General features: G+C 59.6%; 17 protein-coding genes and 1 riboswitch. Of the genes, 8 read left to right on the top strand and 9 right to left on the bottom strand.

Annotated elements, in window-relative coordinates; all coding sequences use genetic code 11:
- Positions 1-78 precede the first annotated feature (78 nt).
- The gene (gene plsY, locus AB1E37_RS03290) at positions 79-696 is read right to left on the bottom strand and encodes a glycerol-3-phosphate 1-O-acyltransferase PlsY (RefSeq protein WP_004144530.1); all 618 of its coding nucleotides are present in this window, start codon (positions 694-696) and stop codon (positions 79-81) included.
- Between the two features lie 107 nt (positions 697-803).
- Here plsY and folB point away from each other — a divergent pair, with 107 nt between their 5' ends.
- Positions 804-1,187, top strand: a complete 384-nt coding sequence (gene folB, locus AB1E37_RS03295; RefSeq protein WP_004150923.1) for a bifunctional dihydroneopterin aldolase/7,8-dihydroneopterin epimerase — start codon at positions 804-806, stop codon at positions 1,185-1,187.
- Between the two features lie 198 nt (positions 1,188-1,385).
- Positions 1,386-2,207 carry an undecaprenyl-diphosphate phosphatase gene (bacA, locus tag AB1E37_RS03300; RefSeq protein WP_004144532.1) on the top strand — a complete coding sequence of 274 codons (822 nt, stop codon included), beginning with the start codon at positions 1,386-1,388 and terminating at the stop codon, positions 2,205-2,207.
- Positions 2,208-2,218: 11 nt separating this feature from the next.
- Here the strand turns inward: bacA and AB1E37_RS03305 are convergent, their stop codons facing one another.
- On the bottom strand, positions 2,219-3,460 hold the full coding sequence (locus AB1E37_RS03305) for a multifunctional CCA addition/repair protein (RefSeq protein WP_002916864.1): 1,242 nt from the start codon (positions 3,458-3,460) through the stop codon (positions 2,219-2,221).
- 61 nt (positions 3,461-3,521) lie between these two features.
- Positions 3,522-4,142 carry a TIGR04211 family SH3 domain-containing protein gene (locus AB1E37_RS03310; protein WP_002916862.1) on the bottom strand — a complete coding sequence of 207 codons (621 nt, stop codon included), beginning with the start codon at positions 4,140-4,142 and terminating at the stop codon, positions 3,522-3,524.
- A 214-nt stretch (positions 4,143-4,356) separates the two neighbouring features.
- On the opposite strand from AB1E37_RS03310, the gene AB1E37_RS03315 reads away from it, so the two are divergent.
- Genes AB1E37_RS03315 through hldE form a run of 3 tightly spaced genes read left to right on the top strand, consistent with a single transcriptional unit; the run spans position 4,357 to position 10,005 of the window.
- Positions 4,357-5,655 carry an inorganic triphosphatase gene (locus AB1E37_RS03315; protein WP_004900687.1) on the top strand — a complete coding sequence of 433 codons (1,299 nt, stop codon included), beginning with the start codon at positions 4,357-4,359 and terminating at the stop codon, positions 5,653-5,655.
- 20 nt (positions 5,656-5,675) lie between these two features.
- The gene (gene glnE / locus AB1E37_RS03320; protein ID WP_004900683.1) at positions 5,676-8,513 is read left to right on the top strand and encodes a bifunctional [glutamate--ammonia ligase]-adenylyl-L-tyrosine phosphorylase/[glutamate--ammonia-ligase] adenylyltransferase; all 2,838 of its coding nucleotides are present in this window, start codon (positions 5,676-5,678) and stop codon (positions 8,511-8,513) included.
- 58 nt (positions 8,514-8,571) lie between these two features.
- On the top strand, positions 8,572-10,005 hold the full coding sequence (gene hldE, locus AB1E37_RS03325; protein ID WP_004174353.1) for a bifunctional D-glycero-beta-D-manno-heptose-7-phosphate kinase/D-glycero-beta-D-manno-heptose 1-phosphate adenylyltransferase HldE: 1,434 nt from the start codon (positions 8,572-8,574) through the stop codon (positions 10,003-10,005).
- Between the two features lie 77 nt (positions 10,006-10,082).
- Here hldE and AB1E37_RS03330 read toward each other — a convergent pair whose 3' ends face one another.
- Positions 10,083-10,232, bottom strand: a complete 150-nt coding sequence (locus AB1E37_RS03330) for a hypothetical protein (protein WP_004144536.1) — start codon at positions 10,230-10,232, stop codon at positions 10,083-10,085.
- On the opposite strand from AB1E37_RS03330, the gene glgS reads away from it, so the two are divergent.
- The gene (gene glgS, locus AB1E37_RS03335; RefSeq protein ID WP_002916857.1) at positions 10,224-10,421 is read left to right on the top strand and encodes a cell surface composition regulator GlgS; all 198 of its coding nucleotides are present in this window, start codon (positions 10,224-10,226) and stop codon (positions 10,419-10,421) included. The two genes, AB1E37_RS03330 and glgS, sit on opposite strands and share 9 nt — an antisense overlap.
- Positions 10,422-10,456: 35 nt before the next feature.
- Here glgS and AB1E37_RS03340 read toward each other — a convergent pair whose 3' ends face one another.
- Positions 10,457-10,729 (bottom strand): accessory factor UbiK family protein, encoded by a 273-nt coding sequence (locus AB1E37_RS03340; RefSeq protein WP_004174355.1) that lies wholly within the window; start codon positions 10,727-10,729, stop codon positions 10,457-10,459.
- 120 nt (positions 10,730-10,849) lie between these two features.
- A riboswitch (FMN riboswitch) is annotated at positions 10,850-11,001 on the top strand.
- Positions 11,002-11,106: 105 nt separating this feature from the next.
- Here AB1E37_RS03340 and ribB point away from each other — a divergent pair.
- Positions 11,107-11,760: a 3,4-dihydroxy-2-butanone-4-phosphate synthase gene (ribB, locus tag AB1E37_RS03345; protein WP_004185664.1), complete on the top strand. Its 654-nt coding sequence runs from the start codon at positions 11,107-11,109 to the stop codon at positions 11,758-11,760.
- 61 nt (positions 11,761-11,821) lie between these two features.
- Here the strand turns inward: ribB and zupT are convergent, their stop codons facing one another.
- Positions 11,822-12,592, bottom strand: coding sequence for a zinc transporter ZupT (gene zupT / locus AB1E37_RS03350; RefSeq protein WP_002916852.1), 771 nt, complete (start codon positions 12,590-12,592; stop codon positions 11,822-11,824).
- A 186-nt stretch (positions 12,593-12,778) separates the two neighbouring features.
- Between zupT and ygiD the strand changes: the two genes are divergently transcribed.
- Complete coding sequence (gene ygiD / locus AB1E37_RS03355) at positions 12,779-13,570, top strand: 4,5-DOPA dioxygenase extradiol (protein WP_367777017.1); 792 nt, start codon at positions 12,779-12,781, stop codon at positions 13,568-13,570.
- 44 nt (positions 13,571-13,614) lie between these two features.
- Here the strand turns inward: ygiD and AB1E37_RS03360 are convergent, their stop codons facing one another.
- The 3 genes from AB1E37_RS03360 to tolC form a co-directional block, all read right to left on the bottom strand.
- The gene (locus AB1E37_RS03360) at positions 13,615-14,775 is read right to left on the bottom strand and encodes a glutathionylspermidine synthase family protein (protein ID WP_004900674.1); all 1,161 of its coding nucleotides are present in this window, start codon (positions 14,773-14,775) and stop codon (positions 13,615-13,617) included.
- A 5-nt stretch (positions 14,776-14,780) separates the two neighbouring features.
- Positions 14,781-15,452: a DUF1190 family protein gene (locus AB1E37_RS03365; RefSeq protein ID WP_002916849.1), complete on the bottom strand. Its 672-nt coding sequence runs from the start codon at positions 15,450-15,452 to the stop codon at positions 14,781-14,783.
- 167 nt (positions 15,453-15,619) lie between these two features.
- Positions 15,620-17,092 (bottom strand): outer membrane channel protein TolC, encoded by a 1,473-nt coding sequence (gene tolC, locus AB1E37_RS03370; RefSeq protein WP_032433534.1) that lies wholly within the window; start codon positions 17,090-17,092, stop codon positions 15,620-15,622.
- Positions 17,093-17,123: the final 31 nt, after the last annotated feature.

The following is a 17,123-nucleotide window of genomic DNA, read 5'->3' on the forward strand; positions in this document are numbered from 1 at the left end:
CGAGGAAGCGTAAAAGGGCGGGTGAAAGGCGCGATTAGCGCAGGGGAGTTCCCCGGCTGGCGGAGCCGGGAGGGGAGATTACTTCTGCTCTGGCGTTTTTTTCTTCTTCACGCGGGTCCAGATTTTGCTCTCCTGGCGACGCCACAGACGCTGAATGTTGTCGTGATGGCGCAGGAGGATCAGGCAGGAGAGCATCGACACCGGAAAGGTGTACTGCGGTTTGAACCACCAGACGTAGAACGGGGCGATCAGCGCGCTGACGATAGCGCCCAGGGAAGAGTAACCGCTGAGCAGGATGGTCAGCAGCCAGGTCCCGGCCATCACCCCGGTGAGATCGAGCCCGATGGGGGCGATAGCGCCGAAGGCCGTGGCGACGCCTTTACCGCCGCGGAAATGAAAGAAGACTGGCCAGATATGGCCCACGCAGGCGGCAATCGCCACTAACCCCAGCCAGAACGGCGTAAGGCCCAGCGCCCAGGCGCCCCACACCGGGAGCATGCCCTTCAGCACATCAAAAATAAGTACCGCTACGGCCGCCCCTTTTCCGCCAATTCGTAGTACGTTAGTGGCCCCGGGGTTGCCTGAGCCGCTGTCGCGTGGGTCGGGCAGGCCAGCAAGGCGACATACCAGAATGGCGCTGGAAATGGAGCCGCAGAGGTAGGCGAGGAGTACCAGTCCAGGCGCGATTGCACTCATAACGCTGTTCCGTTTTGAAAATGTCGTTGTATTCTCTGCATCTGTGGATAATACGCATAATTCGCCGGAAGTGGTATCCGGTTTAGCTAAAAAGCAGGCAGGGCGTGATGGATATTGTATTTATAGAGCAACTTTCGGTAATCACCACCATTGGTGTTTATGACTGGGAACAAACCATTGAGCAGAAGCTGGTGTTCGATATCGAAATTGCATGGGATAACCGCAAGGCGGCCGCCAGCGATGATGTCAGCGATTGCCTCAGCTATGCTGATATCAGCGAGCGCGTGATCGCGCATGTGGAGGGGGGGAAATTTGCGTTAGTGGAGCGGGTGGCGGAAGAGGTGGCCGACCTGCTGCTGGAAACATTCCAGTCGCCATGGGTGCGCATAAAAGTCAGCAAACCTGGCGCCGTGGCTCGCGCGGCAAACGTCGGGGTGATTATTGAACGTGGCCTTAATCTGAAACAAAACTTTTCAGGTCATACTTGTTAAACAAATTGCGTTTATACCGGTCATAGCATCCGGTCATCAGGCAATTTTACTGGCGATGTCCTTCCAGAACGGTGGACGAATCCGTGTGTACTTCCTGTACGCTGCGGATTACGCGCGCTCTGGCAGCCGGGTTATGCCTGTTGAACGATACCGTGTTTCTGGTTTTTTTCATTTTACTTTTTTAAAGGGTTTAATTGGATGAGCGATATACACTCGCTGCTGGTGGCGGCAATATTGGGTGTGGTTGAGGGTTTGACAGAGTTTTTACCTGTTTCCAGTACCGGTCATATGATTATTGTTGGTCACCTGCTGGGGTTTGAAGGTGATACCGCAAATACCTTTGAAGTGGTGATTCAGTTAGGTTCGATACTCGCCGTGGTGGTGATGTTCTGGCGTCGCCTGTTCGGTCTGATCGGCATCCATTTCGGGAAACCGCCGGCGCATGAAGGCCAGGGCAGCGGCCGTTTGTCGCTTATCCATATCCTTCTCGGCATGATCCCCGCGGTGGTGATGGGGCTGATTTTCCATGACACCATTAAATCCTTGTTTAACCCGGTGAACGTGATGTACGCCCTGATTGTCGGCGGCGTATTGCTGATTGCAGCGGAAGTGCTGAAGCCGAAACAGCCGCGCGCGGTCGGGATTGACGATATGACCTACCGTCAGGCGTTCGTCATCGGCTGCTTTCAGTGCCTGGCGCTGTGGCCAGGTTTCTCCCGCTCGGGGGCGACTATCTCCGGCGGCATGCTGATGGGCGTCAGCCGCTATGCGGCCTCGGAGTTCTCTTTCCTGCTGGCGGTACCGATGATGATGGGCGCCACCGTGCTGGACGTCTACAAGAGCATCGGCTTCCTGAACATGGGCGATGTCCCGATGTTCGCCGTCGGCTTCGTGATGGCGTTTATCGTGGCGCTGATTGCGATTAAAACCTTCCTGCAGCTGATCAAACGGATCTCGTTCATTCCGTTCGCTATCTACCGCTTTATCGTCGCGGCAGCGGTGTACGTGGTCTTCTTCTAAGGCCTGCGCCCTCAGCCTTGCGGCTGGGGGCAACGCTGTTCCTTCCACTGCGCTACCGCCGCAATTCTCCGCCGCGTCAGCTCCTCGCGAATTTCCGCCCCTTTAAAGCCCGCCGCCACGACCTCTTTAGTGGAGACCGACTGCGCCACTTCCCAGGCCTCCAGCAGCAGGCGCCCCTGCGGGTAATCGCTGGCCTCGAAACCGGTGCGTCCGCGGACGTCGGCTTCGCTGGTGAGCGCGATCTGCTGCACGCGCTGCGGTTTGCGCCACGCGTCAATGCTGTCGAAGAGTTTGACGAGGGTTTTCGGCTGCAGAATTGGCAGGGTGTGGATTAGGTCATGGTACTCCGCCACCAGTTTCGCGAGATCGCGGATATCGTTCGGCACCCGCAGACGCGCGCAGAGCTGCTCCACCAGCTTGACTCCCGCCGGACCATGGCCGTGGTGACGCGGCCAGAGCGCCTTCGGCGTCAGCCCTTTGCCGAGGTCATGGCACAGGGTGGCGAAACGTACGTCGACATCCGGCGACAGCATCGCGGCCATCGTGACGGTCATCAGGGTGTGCAGGCCGGTGTCGATTTCCGGATGCCATTTCGCCGGGGCCGGCACGCCGTACAGGGCGTCAATCTCCGGGAACAGCACCTTGAGGGCCTGACAGTCGCGCAGCGTCTGGAAAAAGACCTGCGGGTTGCGAGTAGTTAATGCGCTTTCCGTCTCTTTCCACACCCGCTCCGGCGTTAAATGCGCCAGCTCGCCGGCCTCAACCATCGCGGCCATCAGGGCCTGGGTCTCTTCGGCAATGCGAAAACCGAGGTGGGCGTAGCGGGCGGCAAAACGCGCGACGCGCAGCACGCGCAGCGGATCTTCACTAAACGCGGGAGAGACATGGCGCAGCAGGCGCTGACGGAGATCGTTCTGTCCGCCGTAGGGGTCGATAATTGCGCCGTCGGCATCCTGGGCGAGGGCGTTGACCGTCAGGTCGCGGCGCAGCAGATCGGCTTCGAGGGTGACGTCCGGGGCGGCATAGCAGGTAAAACCGGTATAGCCCGCGCCGGATTTGCGCTCGGTGCGGGCCAGGGCATACTCTTCCCGGCTTTGCGGATGGAGGAACACGGGAAAATCGCGGCCTACCTGTTGATAGCCCGCGTCTAGCATCTGTTGCGGGGTGGCGCCCACCACCACCCAGTCTCGGTCTTTGACCGGCAGCCCTAACAGCGCGTCACGCACCGCGCCACCGACCAGATAACTCTTCACGCCTGATTCTCCCGTATCCGTTTTTCGCAAGATGATACGTAAGTCTGGCAGAGAAGACGAATTAGTTCATCCACCGGTCTTTACGTTTGCGGCTTGGCACCAGATGCGGCAGCACCAGACCGAGCAGCAGACCGACGCCCAGCACACCGCCGCCGTACATAAACCACTGCATGATAATGGTGCGCTGTTTATCATCAAGCTGCAGATTTGCCGCATTCACCTTCTTCTGCGCGACAACCAGCTCGTTTTTCAACTTTTGGTTCTCGTCCTTCAGCGCGTTAATCACGCTGTCGCTGCCGGCGACTTTCTTCTGCATATCCGCCGTGCGCTGGTTCCAGGTGGCATCGATGTTATTCAGCTTATCGGTCAGCGTTTTGACCTGGTTTTCCAGATCCGGGACGCGGGTGCGCAGGCTGGGCTCGTTGCTCAGCTCTTTCAGCGGGATCCAGGCGGTACGGCCGTTGCTGTCGCGAATTTGCGCGTAACTGGTGCTGTCGTTCGTTTGCAGTACCGACACTTCTTCCCCGGCGTTGATGGTGCCGACCAGACGATAATTATCGCCCGGGCCGCTGCGAACCCAGGTGTTCAGCTCATCGGAAACGTAGCGCTTTTCTTCTGCGTGAACCGCCGTGGCGGCGCTAAGCGCGAGCAAAGTAAAAGTAATCAGGCGTAATTTTGGCATCAGGTCATCGTTTGGTCATAAAAAGTGGAACGATAGTAGAGGCATCGCCAGAGCGACGCAAAGTTTTCCGCCACAATCGGAATCATCCAGGAGGTGGCCCGGCAAAAAGCGCGTTGCATGGCGATTCGCCGCAAAATACTATCTACTGACAAAAAATATCGTCGTAAGTTCGCCGCAATTTGTCGGCGCAGCACAGAAGCGGAAGAATTCAGTCATGGCTCAAGAAATCGAACTCAAGTTTATCGTCGCTCAGGATGGGGTAGAGACGCTGCGCGAGCAGCTCAATGCGCTCGAGGCGAAACATACGCCCGCGGGCCAGTTGCTGAACATTTATTACGAAACCGCCGATAACTGGCTGCGTCGTCACGATATGGGGCTGCGCATCCGCGGCGATCAGGGGCGTTATGAGATGACGCTGAAAATCGCCGGTCGGGTGGTCGGCGGCCTGCACCAGCGCCCGGAATATAATATTCCACTGGATAAACCGGAGCTGGCGCTTGAGCGCCTGCCGGCGGAGGTCTGGCCGCAAGGGGAACTTCCGGCCGCGCTGGCGGAGCACGTCCAGCCGCTGTTCAGCACCGATTTTGCCCGTGAACGCTGGGTGATCCAGGAAGGAAAGAGTGAGATTGAGATTGCCCTCGATCGCGGCGAAGTCAAGGCGGGCGAACATCAGGAGCCGATCTGCGAACTGGAGCTGGAGCTGCTCGCCGGGGAGACCGCCGATCTGCTGCGCCTCGCGCATCGTTTGCTGGAGAGCGGCGTCCTGCGTCAGGGGAGCCTGAGCAAAGCCGCGCGCGGGTATCATCTGGCGCAAGGTAACAATGAGCGTCCGGTGACCCGGCTGGCGGTGCTGCCGGTGGCAGCGAAGGCCAGCGTGGAGCAGGGGCTGGAGGCGGCGCTGGAGAGCGCCCTGGCGCATTGGCTGTATCACGACGAGATCTGGCTGCGCGGCAACGCAAAAGCCAAAGCGGAAATTCTGCTGGCGATAGCCCGCGTGCGCCATGCCCTCGTGCTGTTCGGCGGCATCGTGCCGCGTAAGGCGACCACCCACCTCCGCGCGTTGCTGAACGACGCCGACGCCGTTCTGCTGGCTGCGGACACCGCCGACGAAGCGTTATTCCGCACCGAGGTCGTTGGCGCCAAACTGGCCCTGACCGAATGGCTGGTCCAGCGCGGGTGGCGTCCGTTCATCAACGAGGCGGGAGAGAAAAAAATAGCCGGCTCGTTCAAACGGTTTGCCGATATTCACCTCTCGCGGGTGGCGGCCGAGCTGCGCAGCGCCGTGCAGCATCTGGCGGTAGAAGATGCCGCTGACCAGTTGCCGAAGCTGTCCCGCGACATCGACAGCGTCCAGCTGCTGGCGGGCGCCTATGGCGACGCCGTCGCGCCCTGGCTGGAGAACTGGCAGGAACTTCAGCGTGCGATAGAGCATGACGACCGCAGCGTGTTTGAATATTTCCGTCGCCAGGCGCTGGCTGCCGAGCCGTTCTGGCTGCATAGTGGAAAACGATAATTACAGGCCAGGGAGCCCTTATGATGCCGCTTTCTCCGCAGTTACAGCAGCACTGGCAGACGGTCGCTGACCGTCTGCCAGCGGATTTTCCCGTTGCCGAACTGAGCCCAGAGGCCAGGTCGGTGATGGCGTTCAGCGATTTTGTCGAACAGAGTGTGATCGCTCAGCCGGGCTGGCTGAATGAGCTTGCGGACTCCGCGCCGGCGGCGGAAGAGTGGCGGCATTACGAAGCCTGGCTGCAGGAGCGCCTGCAGGCCGTCACTGACGAAGCGGGGTTGATGCGAGAGCTGCGTCTCTTCCGCCGCCAGATGATGGTCCGCATCGCCTGGGCGCAGGCCTTGTCGCTGGTGCGCGAAGAAGAGACGCTGCAGCAGCTGAGCGTCCTGGCGGAGACCCTGATTGTCGCCGCCCGCGACTGGCTGTACGCCGCCTGCTGTAAAGAGTGGGGAACGCCATGCAACGCCGAGGGTCAGCCGCAGCCGCTGCTGATCCTCGGGATGGGAAAGCTGGGCGGCGGCGAGCTGAACTTCTCTTCCGATATCGATCTGATCTTTGCCTGGCCGGAGCATGGCGCCACCCGCGGCGGCCGCCGCGAGCTGGATAACGCCCAGTTCTTTACCCGCCTGGGGCAGCGGCTTATCAAGGCGCTCGACCAGCCGACGCAGGACGGCTTTGTTTATCGGGTGGACATGCGCCTGCGGCCGTTTGGCGACAGCGGGCCGCTGGTGCTCAGCTTTGCGGCGCTGGAAGATTATTACCAGGAGCAGGGGCGGGACTGGGAACGCTACGCGATGGTGAAAGCGCGGATCATGGGCGATAACGACGGCGCCTACGCCAGCGAACTGCGCGCGATGCTTCGCCCCTTCGTCTTCCGCCGCTATATCGACTTCAGCGTGATCCAGTCGCTGCGTAACATGAAAGGCATGATCGCCCGTGAAGTGCGGCGTCGCGGGCTGAAAGACAACATCAAGCTCGGCGCCGGCGGCATTCGTGAAATTGAATTTATCGTTCAGGTCTTTCAGCTGATCCGCGGCGGTCGCGAACCTGCGCTGCAGCAGCGCGCGCTATTGCCGACACTGGCGGCGATTGATGAGCTGCATCTGCTGCCGGAAGGCGACGCGACGCTGCTGCGCGCGGCCTATCTGTTCCTGCGCCGGCTGGAAAACCTGCTGCAAAGTATCAACGATGAACAGACCCAGACCCTGCCGCAGGATGAACTGAACCGCGCCAGACTGGCGTGGGGGATGCATACCGATGACTGGGAGACGCTGAGCGCGCAGCTGGCGAACCATATGGCCAACGTACGGCGGGTGTTTAATGAACTGATCGGCGATGACGAGGCTCAGTCGCCAGATGAGCAGCTGGCCGAGTACTGGCGCGAGCTGTGGCAGGATGCGCTGGAAGAAGATGACGCCAGTCCGGCGCTGGCGCATTTAAACGACGCCGACCGCCGCAGCGTGCTGGCGCTGATTGCCGATTTCCGCAAAGAGCTGGATCGGCGCACCATCGGCCCGCGCGGCCGCCAGGTGCTGGATCAGCTGATGCCGCATCTGCTGAGCGAAATCTGCTCGCGCGCCGATGCGCCGCTGCCTCTGGCGCGGATCACGCCGCTGTTGACCGGGATCGTCACCCGCACCACCTATCTTGAACTGCTGAGCGAATTCCCCGGCGCGCTGAAACACCTGATTACGCTCTGCGCGGCATCGCCGATGGTCGCCAGCCAGCTGGCGCGCCACCCGCTGCTGCTGGATGAGCTGCTGGATCCCAACACCCTCTATCAGCCGACGGCGACCGATGCCTATCGCGACGAGCTGCGTCAGTATCTGCTGCGGGTGCCGGAAGAGGATGAAGAGCAGCAGCTGGAGGCGTTGCGCCAGTTCAAGCAGGCGCAGCAGCTACATATCGCGGCGGCGGATATCGCCGGCACCCTGCCGGTGATGAAGGTCAGCGATCATTTAACCTGGCTTGCCGAAGCGATCCTCGACGCGGTGGTGCAGCAGGCATGGGGGCAGATGGTGGCTCGCTACGGCCTGCCGACCCATCTGCACGATCGCCAGGGGCGCGGCTTCGCCGTCGTCGGCTACGGTAAGCTCGGCGGTTGGGAGCTGGGCTACAGCTCCGATCTCGACCTGGTGTTCCTCCATGACTGTCCGGCGGAGGTGATGACCGACGGCGAGCGGGAGATTGACGGCCGTCAGTTCTACCTGCGGCTGGCCCAGCGGATCATGCATCTGTTCAGCACCCGCACCTCGTCCGGTATTCTCTACGAAGTGGACGCCCGGCTGCGCCCTTCCGGCGCGGCGGGGATGCTGGTTACCACCGCTGACGCGTTTGCCGACTATCAGCAGAACGAGGCCTGGACGTGGGAGCATCAGGCGCTGGTGCGCGCCCGCGTGGTCTATGGCGACCCGGCGTTGCAGGCGCGCTTTGACGCCATTCGTCGCGATATCCTGACCACCCCGCGGGAGGGCGCAACCCTGCAGACCGAGGTTCGCGAGATGCGCGAGAAGATGCGCGCCCACCTCGGCAACAAGCATCCCAATCGTTTTGATATCAAAGCCGATGCCGGCGGGATCACGGATATTGAATTTATTACCCAGTATCTGGTCCTACGCTATGCCAGCGACAAGCCGAAGCTGACCCGCTGGTCTGATAATGTGCGTATTCTCGAGCTGCTGGCGCAGAACGACATCATGGACGAGGAGGAAGCGCGCGCCTTAACGCACGCGTACACCACCTTGCGTGACGCGCTCCATCACCTGGCCCTGCAGGAGCTGCCGGGACACGTGGCGCCAGAGGCCTTCAGCCGGGAGCGCGAGCAGGTCAGCGCCAGCTGGCAGAAATGGCTGATGGCTTAACTATAAAATCGGGTGTGCTATTATCGCGCGCAAAGTTTGCGTCTCGCAGGAGAGAGTCATGAAAGTAACGCTGCCGGAGTTTGAACGTGCAGGAGTGTTGGTGGTGGGTGATGTGATGCTGGACCGCTACTGGTACGGCCCCACCAGTCGTATTTCCCCGGAAGCCCCGGTGCCGGTGGTGAAGGTGGAAAATATCGAAGAACGTCCTGGCGGCGCGGCAAACGTAGCGATGAACATCGCCTCGCTGGGGGCAACCTCGCGCCTGGTGGGATTGACCGGGATTGATGACGCCGCCCGCGCGCTGAGCCAGGCGCTGGCCAACGTCAATGTGAAGTGCGACTTCGTCTCCGTCCCGACTCACCCGACTATCACCAAGCTGCGGGTGCTGTCGCGCAATCAACAGCTGATCCGCCTCGACTTTGAAGAGGGCTTCTCCGGCGTCGATCCGCAGCCGATGCACGAGCGCATTCAGCAGGCGCTGGGCTCTATTGGCGCGCTGGTCCTTTCGGACTATGCCAAAGGGGCGCTGACCAGCGTCCAGACCATGATCCGACTCGCACGCGAAGCGGGCGTGCCGGTGCTGATCGATCCGAAAGGCACCGATTTCGAACGCTATCGCGGCGCGACGTTGCTCACCCCGAACCTCTCTGAGTTTGAAGCGGTGGTGGGCAAGTGCCAGGATGAAGCGCAGATCGTTGAGCGCGGCATGAAGCTCATCGCCGAATTCGAACTGTCGGCGCTGCTGGTGACGCGCTCTGAGCAGGGGATGACGCTGCTGCAGCCGGGGCGTCCGCCGCTGCATATGCCGACCCAGGCCCAGGAAGTGTACGACGTGACCGGCGCCGGCGACACGGTGATTGGCGTGCTGGCGGCGACCCTGGCGTCCGGCAACACCCTGGAAGAGGCCTGCTATTTCGCTAACGCCGCGGCGGGCGTGGTGGTCGGTAAGCTGGGTACATCCACCGTTTCCCCTGTCGAGCTGGAAAACGCGGTCCGCGGCCGGGCTGAGACCGGCTTTGGCGTGATGAGCGAAGAGGAGCTCAAACAGGCGGTTGCGGCGGCGCGCAAGCGCGGCGAGAAAGTGGTGATGACCAACGGCGTCTTCGACATTCTGCATGCCGGTCATGTCTCCTATCTGGCGAATGCGCGCAAGCTGGGCGACCGTCTGATCGTGGCGGTCAACAGCGATGCCTCCACCAAACGTCTGAAAGGCGAAACCCGCCCGGTGAACCCGCTGGAACAGCGGATGATCGTGCTGGGGGCGCTGGAAGCCGTCGACTGGGTGGTCTCCTTCGAAGAAGATACTCCGCAGCGCCTGATCGCTGGCATCCTGCCGGATCTGCTGGTCAAAGGCGGCGACTACAAACCGGAGCAGATCGCCGGCAGCGAAGAGGTCTGGGCGAACGGTGGCGAAGTGTTGGTGCTCAACTTTGAAGATGGCTGCTCGACTACCAATATTATTAAGAAAATACAAAAAGATAGCGAAAAATAACTTTTTCGATATTCACCCGCCTGTGTGGTGAAACATCACGGCCTGCGATAGACGTATCGCGGGCCGTTTTTATTTAATCATGTGGAAAATGATTTAGCGCAATAAATAATCATGTTAAGCGCATTTTTCGTACAAATCGCGTTAAGGTAAGCGTAAATACTGAAGTGAGTAAAAGGCATATGACTGATCAGAACATCCACCGCTGAAGGAGTATGCGCATGAACCATAACGATATGTATTCAATGAAGAATTTTGATTTTTTGGCGCGGAGTTTCGCCAGAATGCACGCCCAGGGCCAGCCAGTTGATCTTCAGGCCATTGTCGGCAATATGGATGAAGAACATCGTGAATGGTTTTGCCAGCGCTATGAACTGTACTGTCGCCAGGTGAGTAGTCAGGCGGAAGCCGCCCATTAAGCCAAACGCAAAACGGGCCCCCAGGGGCCCGTTTTTTACTGCTGCTCTTCGCTGCCCGGCGTCGTCGCCGGGCGGTTTTCGAGGTCATTCAGGCGCTGCTCCAGCAGCGCCAGTTTTTCCCGGGTCCGCAGCAGCACCTGAGTCTGCACGTCAAACTCTTCGCGGCTAACCAGATCCAGACGGGTCAGCTGCGACTGCAGCGCCTGGCGGATTTTCTTCTCAACATCCTCACCCAGATCGCGAAGTCCTTTTGGCATCGACTCATGGACCTGGCGGGCGATTTGTTCAATTTTTTTCGGGTCAATCATGGTGGTTTCCTGCTCGGGTCGGATGATTGATCATTGTAGTGCGAACCAGGCCGCCTATAAACCAGAAATGTTTGAAGCTTATGCATTGCCGAGGATAGTCAATAGCGTTATAGTTATCTCGCTTATTCTCAGGGCGGGGCGAAATTCCCCACCGGCGGTAAATCAACCATGGCGTTGAAAGCCCGCGAGCGCTTCCCGTGACTACGGGAAGGTCAGCAGATCCGGTGTAATTCCGGGGCCGACGGTTAAAGTCCGGATGGGAGAGAGTAACGGCACAGTCGGGCCCAGGCCCGCTCGCGTTGACTTTTGCCGCTAAACCGGCGCTCCTAAGACTGCCCTGATTCTGGTAACCATAATTTTAATGAGGTTTTTTTACCATGAATCAGACGCTCCTTTCTTCTTTTGGTACCGCTTTTGAACGTGTGGAACACGCTTTGGACGCCCTGCGCGAAGGCCGCGGCGTGATGGTGCTTGATGATGAAGACCGTGAAAACGAAGGCGATATGATCTTCGCCGCCGAAACCATGACCGTTGAGCAGATGGCGCTGACCATTCGTCACGGCAGCGGCATTGTGTGCCTGTGCCTGACCGAAGAACGCCGCAAACAGCTGGATCTGCCGATGATGGTAGAGAACAACACCAGCGCCTACGGCACTGGCTTCACCGTGACCATCGAAGCGGCCGAAGGTGTGACCACCGGCGTCTCCGCTGCCGACCGCGTGACCACCGTCCGCGCGGCCATCGCCGACGGCGCGAAACCTTCCGATCTCAACCGTCCAGGTCACGTCTTCCCGCTGCGTGCGCAGCCGGGCGGCGTACTGACCCGCGGCGGCCACACCGAAGCCACTATCGACCTCGTGACCCTGGCTGGCTTTAAACCGGCAGGCGTGCTGTGCGAGCTGACCAATGACGATGGCACCATGGCCCGCGCGCCGGAGTGCATCAAGTTCGCTCAGCAGCACAATATGGCGGTAGTCACGATTGAAGATCTGGTGGCCTATCGTCGCGAACATGAGCGTAAAGCCAGCTAAATAGCGGTTCGCTATGCCCGAGCACAGCCCACTTGTTAGTGGGCTGTGTTGTTTCTGCGCTTTAACCGATGCCCATCGTCTGGAGTACCACCAGGCTCAGCCCCATGACCGACATCCCGCACAGGACGCCGTAGCTTGGATTGCTTTGCGGATCGATCTCTTTCGCCAGCGGCATCAGTTCATCGACCGACAGCGCCACCATAATCCCGGCGACGGCAGCCATGATCGCGCCCATCACCAGCGGCGAGACCAGGCTCCCCAGAATCAACCACGCCAGCACGCCGCCCAAAATTTCCGCCATGCCGGAAAGCCCGGCCCAGAGCACCGCTTTGCTGCGCGAGCCGGTGGCGGCATACACCGGTCCGGCAACCGCCAGTCCTTCCGGAATATTGTGCAGGGCGACGGCAAGGGCGACGCCCATGCCAAGCTCGAGGTTGTTGCTGGCCGTGACATAGGTGGCGATCCCTTCCGGAAAGTTATGCAGGCTGATCCCCAGCGTCAGAAGAATAGCGGTGCGGCGTAAGTTGCGCGGGCGCGGCATGGCGGGAGTCATCAGATCCTGCGGGTGGGCGTGCGGCAGCAGGCGGTCAAGACCAAAGTAACCCAGCAGGCCGACAACAAACATTCCGTAGCCGAGCAGCGGCGACATGCCCTCGGCGGCCAGCGCGGCAGGCAGCATTTCCATCAACGAAATCAATAGCATAATCCCGGCGGCAAAGCCGAGGGAGAAGCCAAGCAGGCGGTTAGAGGGTTTCTGGCCAATCACGCCGAATATGGCACCAATGAAGGTTGCGCTACCGGCTAACAGCGTCAATATTAAGGGTGATGACATCGCTTCTCTCCCTGTGAAAATAATTACATACGAGTATATTGCCTGAGGATGCGCGTACGGGACACGTCCCTTTACCGCGAATTACATTCAAATTTTCTGACGATCATCATCATGGTTATCTGAGTTTATCCTGGCGCAAAAGCGCGTAATGTGAGCACATCACATTGACACCCTAAGGATATCATCATGTCCCGTACCCGAATGCCCGCGTTGTTTCTCGGCCATGGCAGCCCAATGAACGTGCTGGAAGACAACCGTTATACCCGCGCCTGGGCTCAACTGGGCGAAACCCTGCCGCGTCCGAAAGCGATCGTGGTGGTCTCTGCGCACTGGTTTACGCGCGGTACGGGCGTAACGGCGATGGAGGCGCCGAAGACCATTCATGACTTCGGCGGTTTTCCGCATGCGCTGTATGACACGCATTATCCGGCGCCGGGCTCTCCGGCGCTGGCGCAACGGCTGGTGGAGCTGCTCTCGCCGGTGCCGGTCACCCTCGATACAGAAGCCTGGGGATTTGACCATGGCTCGTGGGGCGTGCTGATTAAAATGTATCCGCAGGCGGATATCCCGATGGTTCAGTTGAGCATCGACAGCACCAAACCGCCGGCCTGGCATCTCGAAATGGGGCGGAAGCTGGCCTCGCTGCGTGATGAAGGCATTATGCTGGTGGCCAGCGGCAACGTGGTGCATAACCTGCGCACCGCCCGCTGGCATGGCGAGAACACGCCGTACCCTTGGGCAGAGTCCTTCAATAACTACGTGAAGGCGAATCTGCAATGGCAGGGGCTGGACGAGCAGCACCCGCTGGTTAACTACCTGGCACACGAAGGGGGCTCGCTCTCCAACCCGACGGCGGAGCATTTCCTGCCGCTGCTGTATGTCCTGGGGACGTGGGATGGCGTTGAGGCGATGACGATCCCGGTCGATGGCATCGAGATGGGCTCGCTGAGCATGCTGTCGGTGTTGGTTGGCGCCTGATGATAGCGCGCTCCGGCGGCATTTACCGTCGCCGGAGCGCGGCATTATTCGACGAAAATGTGCGGATAGAAGCGCGACAGATCCTGGGTGATCAGCGCCCGGTCTTCGCGAATACCGATCCCTGCAGGCTGGTCGTTGATGAGCCAGCTGCCAATCAGCGTATAGCTATCGCCAAACTTCGGCAGCGGGTAAAACGCCTGCACGATGGTGCCTTCTTCCCCGTAAGGGCCTTCTACTGCCTCCACCACTTTGCCATTTTCAACGATCGACACGTTAGCGCCTTCGCGGGAGAAGATTGGCTTAATGACGTACTTCTCCATCTCCGGGTGAGCATCTTCGCTGAAGTAGGCCGCCAGCAGATTAGGGTGATTGGGGAACATCTCCCACAGCATCGGCAGCAGCGCCTTGTTGGAGATAATGCTTTTCCACGCCGGCTCCAGCCAGCGGACGCCAGCGTCTTCCAGCTTGGTGGAGAACATCTCCCGCAGCATAAACTCCCACGGATAGAGCTTGAACAGATTGCCAATCACCTGATCCTGCAGATCGGTAAACTGGCCTTTTTCGCCCAGGCCGATATCTTCAACGTAGAGGAATTCCGTCGCCAGCCCCGCTTCAGCGGCGCAGTCCTGCAGATACTGCACGGTACCGCGATCTTCAACGGTATCGCGGCAGCAGGCCATATGCAGCAGCTGAAAGCCAAACTGCTCGCGCAGCTCGCCGAAGCGATCGATCAGCTTTTCCTGCAAACTGTTGAACTGGTCGCTGCCCGCCGGCAGCTTGCCGGCGTTGAGCTGATCTTCCAGCCAGATCCACTGGAAGAAGGCCGCTTCATACAGCGAGGTCGGGGTGTCGGCATTGTTCTCCAACAGCTTCGGTTCGCCGACGCCATCCCAGGCCAGGTCGAGACGTGAGTAGAGCGACGGCTGGTTGGTTTTCCACGACTGGCGCACAAAACCCCAGGTGTGTTTAGGGATGCGGAATTTGGTCATCAGCTCATCGCTGGCGATCACTTTTTCCACCACCTGGAGGCACATCTGATGTAGCTCAGCGGTGACCGCTTCCAGCTTTTCCACCTGCGCGAGGGTCAGCTTGTAATACGCCTCTTCGCTCCAGTAGGGCTCGCCGTACATGGTATGGAAGTTGAAACCGTACTCGGTCGCTTTCTCGCGCCAGTCCGGGCGCTCGGTAATACTGACTCTTTCCATGTTGCTTAGCCGCCCATTGAGCGAGAAGAGGACGTTGAGCCTGCGGCGCTACGCTGCATGGTCGACTGTTTCGCTACCGACTCGCCAAAGCCGCCGCGGGTGACGGTGGTGGTGGTGGCTGGCTTCGGCGCCATCGCGGTTTTCGGCACATTCATGGTGCGGCCCGGCTGGGCGGCGCCATAGCTCTTGCCGCTGGCGTCAGTGTACTGACCGTAGGCCGGGCTGGCCGGATTTTTCGAGCTGAACAGCGGCTGCTGTTGCGCCATGCCGCCGCCCATCAGGCGGCCCATCATGTAGCCGGCCATCAGCGGCATCCAGAAGCTGCCGCTGCTTTGCGCCTGCGCCTGGTTTTCCGGGGCGACGCCCGCCTGGGCTGGCGTCTGCTGGCACTGGCCTTCGCCAAACTCGGCGACGCAGTCTTCGCGGGTGGCATACTTCGGCGCAGTGCGCTCTGCCTCTTTTACCGCGTTGGTGTAGGCCGTGGTGCATTCGGCTGCTTTGCCCGGGTTGGCGGCGGAGCAGTCATCGGCGTTCTGGTACAGCGACACCGTTTCGTCGCTTTTTTCACAACCGGCGAGCATAAAGACCGCGGTGACGGCCAGCGCGACCGGCGTCAGATGGCGTGCGCTCCAGCTTTTGCGGAACGACGAATGATTAATATTTTTTGTCCGTTTCATATTTGTCTTCCAGGACCCAGTGGTATGGCGTGTGTTAACGCTCAGGATAGAGGATGAGTGGTGGAAAATGAAGCGAAGAGGGGCGCTAAGCGGGGGATCTTTACGTTGCCTTACGTTTAACGCATCGCCTGTCCGACGGACAGGCGATGCGCATCACAGTATGAGAATTACTGACGGAACGGATTGCTGCCGCTGCTCTGGTTGGTCCGTGCGGACGCCGGCTTCACCGCCGCGGTAGTGTTGCCGTAGCCATCAGCGGTGGCATCCTGTTGCGGATTTTCCGGCGCGACGCTATCTGCGGAGGTGGAGATGGGTTTACCCAGCGTGTTGTTCAGGGCGACCAGATCCTGCTCGTTCAGGGTACCTAACGCCGACTTAATGTTCAGCTCGTTGATCAGGTAGTTGTAGCGCGCATTCGAGAGCTGCTGCTTAGCGTTATACAGCGTAGTGGTGGCGTCGAGGACGTCAACGATAGTACGCGTACCCACCGAGTAGCCAGCTTCCATGGCATCCAGGGAGCTTTGCGCAGAGACCACCGCCTGTTTGTAGGCGTTGATGCTGCTGATGGAGGCGTTCACGTTGTTAAACGATGAACGCACAGTCTGCACGACGCTGCGGTGGGCGCTTTCCAGCTGCTCGCTGGCGCCAACGAAGTTGTATTGCGCCTGCTTGACCTGCGAGGTCACCGCGCCGCCCTGGTACAGTGGCAGAGAGAAGTTCAGGCCGATTTGGTTCTGCCCGGCATCGTTATCCTGGTATTGCTGAGGATTATTATGGGTTTTTGAACCACTGTAGCTAGTATTCGATATCCCACTCGACGCGGATAGGCTGAGCGTCGGCAAATGGCCGTCCTGCGCCTGGCGAATCTGCTCGCGAGCCAGGTCCTGGTTCAGACGCGCCTGCAGCAGCGACAGGTTGCGGTTCTCCGCTTCCTTCAGCAGGGCGTTGACCGCCTGCGGCTTGTTGGTTTTGAAGCCATTCACGTTCAGGGAGGCCAGCTCCGGATAGTAGTTACCGGTGACCTGACGCAGTTCTTCGACGGCGTTGTCGAGATCGTTACGCGCGGTGACTTCGTTCGCCAGCACGGCATCGTATTGTGAACGGGCGTTCTGTACGTCGGTGATCGCCACCAGGCCTACGTTAAAGCGCTGCGTGGTTTGATCCAACTGGCGGTAAATAGCCTGTTTCTGCGCTTCGGTATAGGAAAGCGTGTCGATGGCGGCCAGCACTTTAAAATAGGCCGTCGCGGTATTCAGAATCAGTGTTTGCTGATCGGTCTGATACGTGACATCCTGAATCCCTGCCGTTTTTTCCTGCAGCGTCAGGGCGCGCCATTTCGACATATCAAACAGAACCTGCGTTAACTGCAGCGAGCCGCTGGTGACGTTTGAATTGATGCCGTTGCTGTCGCGATAGCCATTGTTATAGGTATAATCCGCTCCCAGCCCAAGCTGAGGCAGTAATGGACTGCGCGCTTCGTTGATCTTTTCGAACGCGGCGTCACGATCGGCTGCCGATTTACGCAGATCGGGGTTGCTGATGCGTGCCTGCTGGTAAACCTGAAGCAGGTTTTCCGCCTGGCTCATGGCGCTGAACCCGGTCAGGCTCAGGCCGATAAGAATGGGGAGCAATTTCTTCATTTGCATTCCTTGTTGTGAAGCATTTAGCGCT

It is taken from the genome of Klebsiella sp. Shm-1, assembly GCF_040804525.1.
GTDB classification, from domain to species: Bacteria; Pseudomonadota; Gammaproteobacteria; order Enterobacterales; family Enterobacteriaceae; genus Klebsiella; species Klebsiella pneumoniae.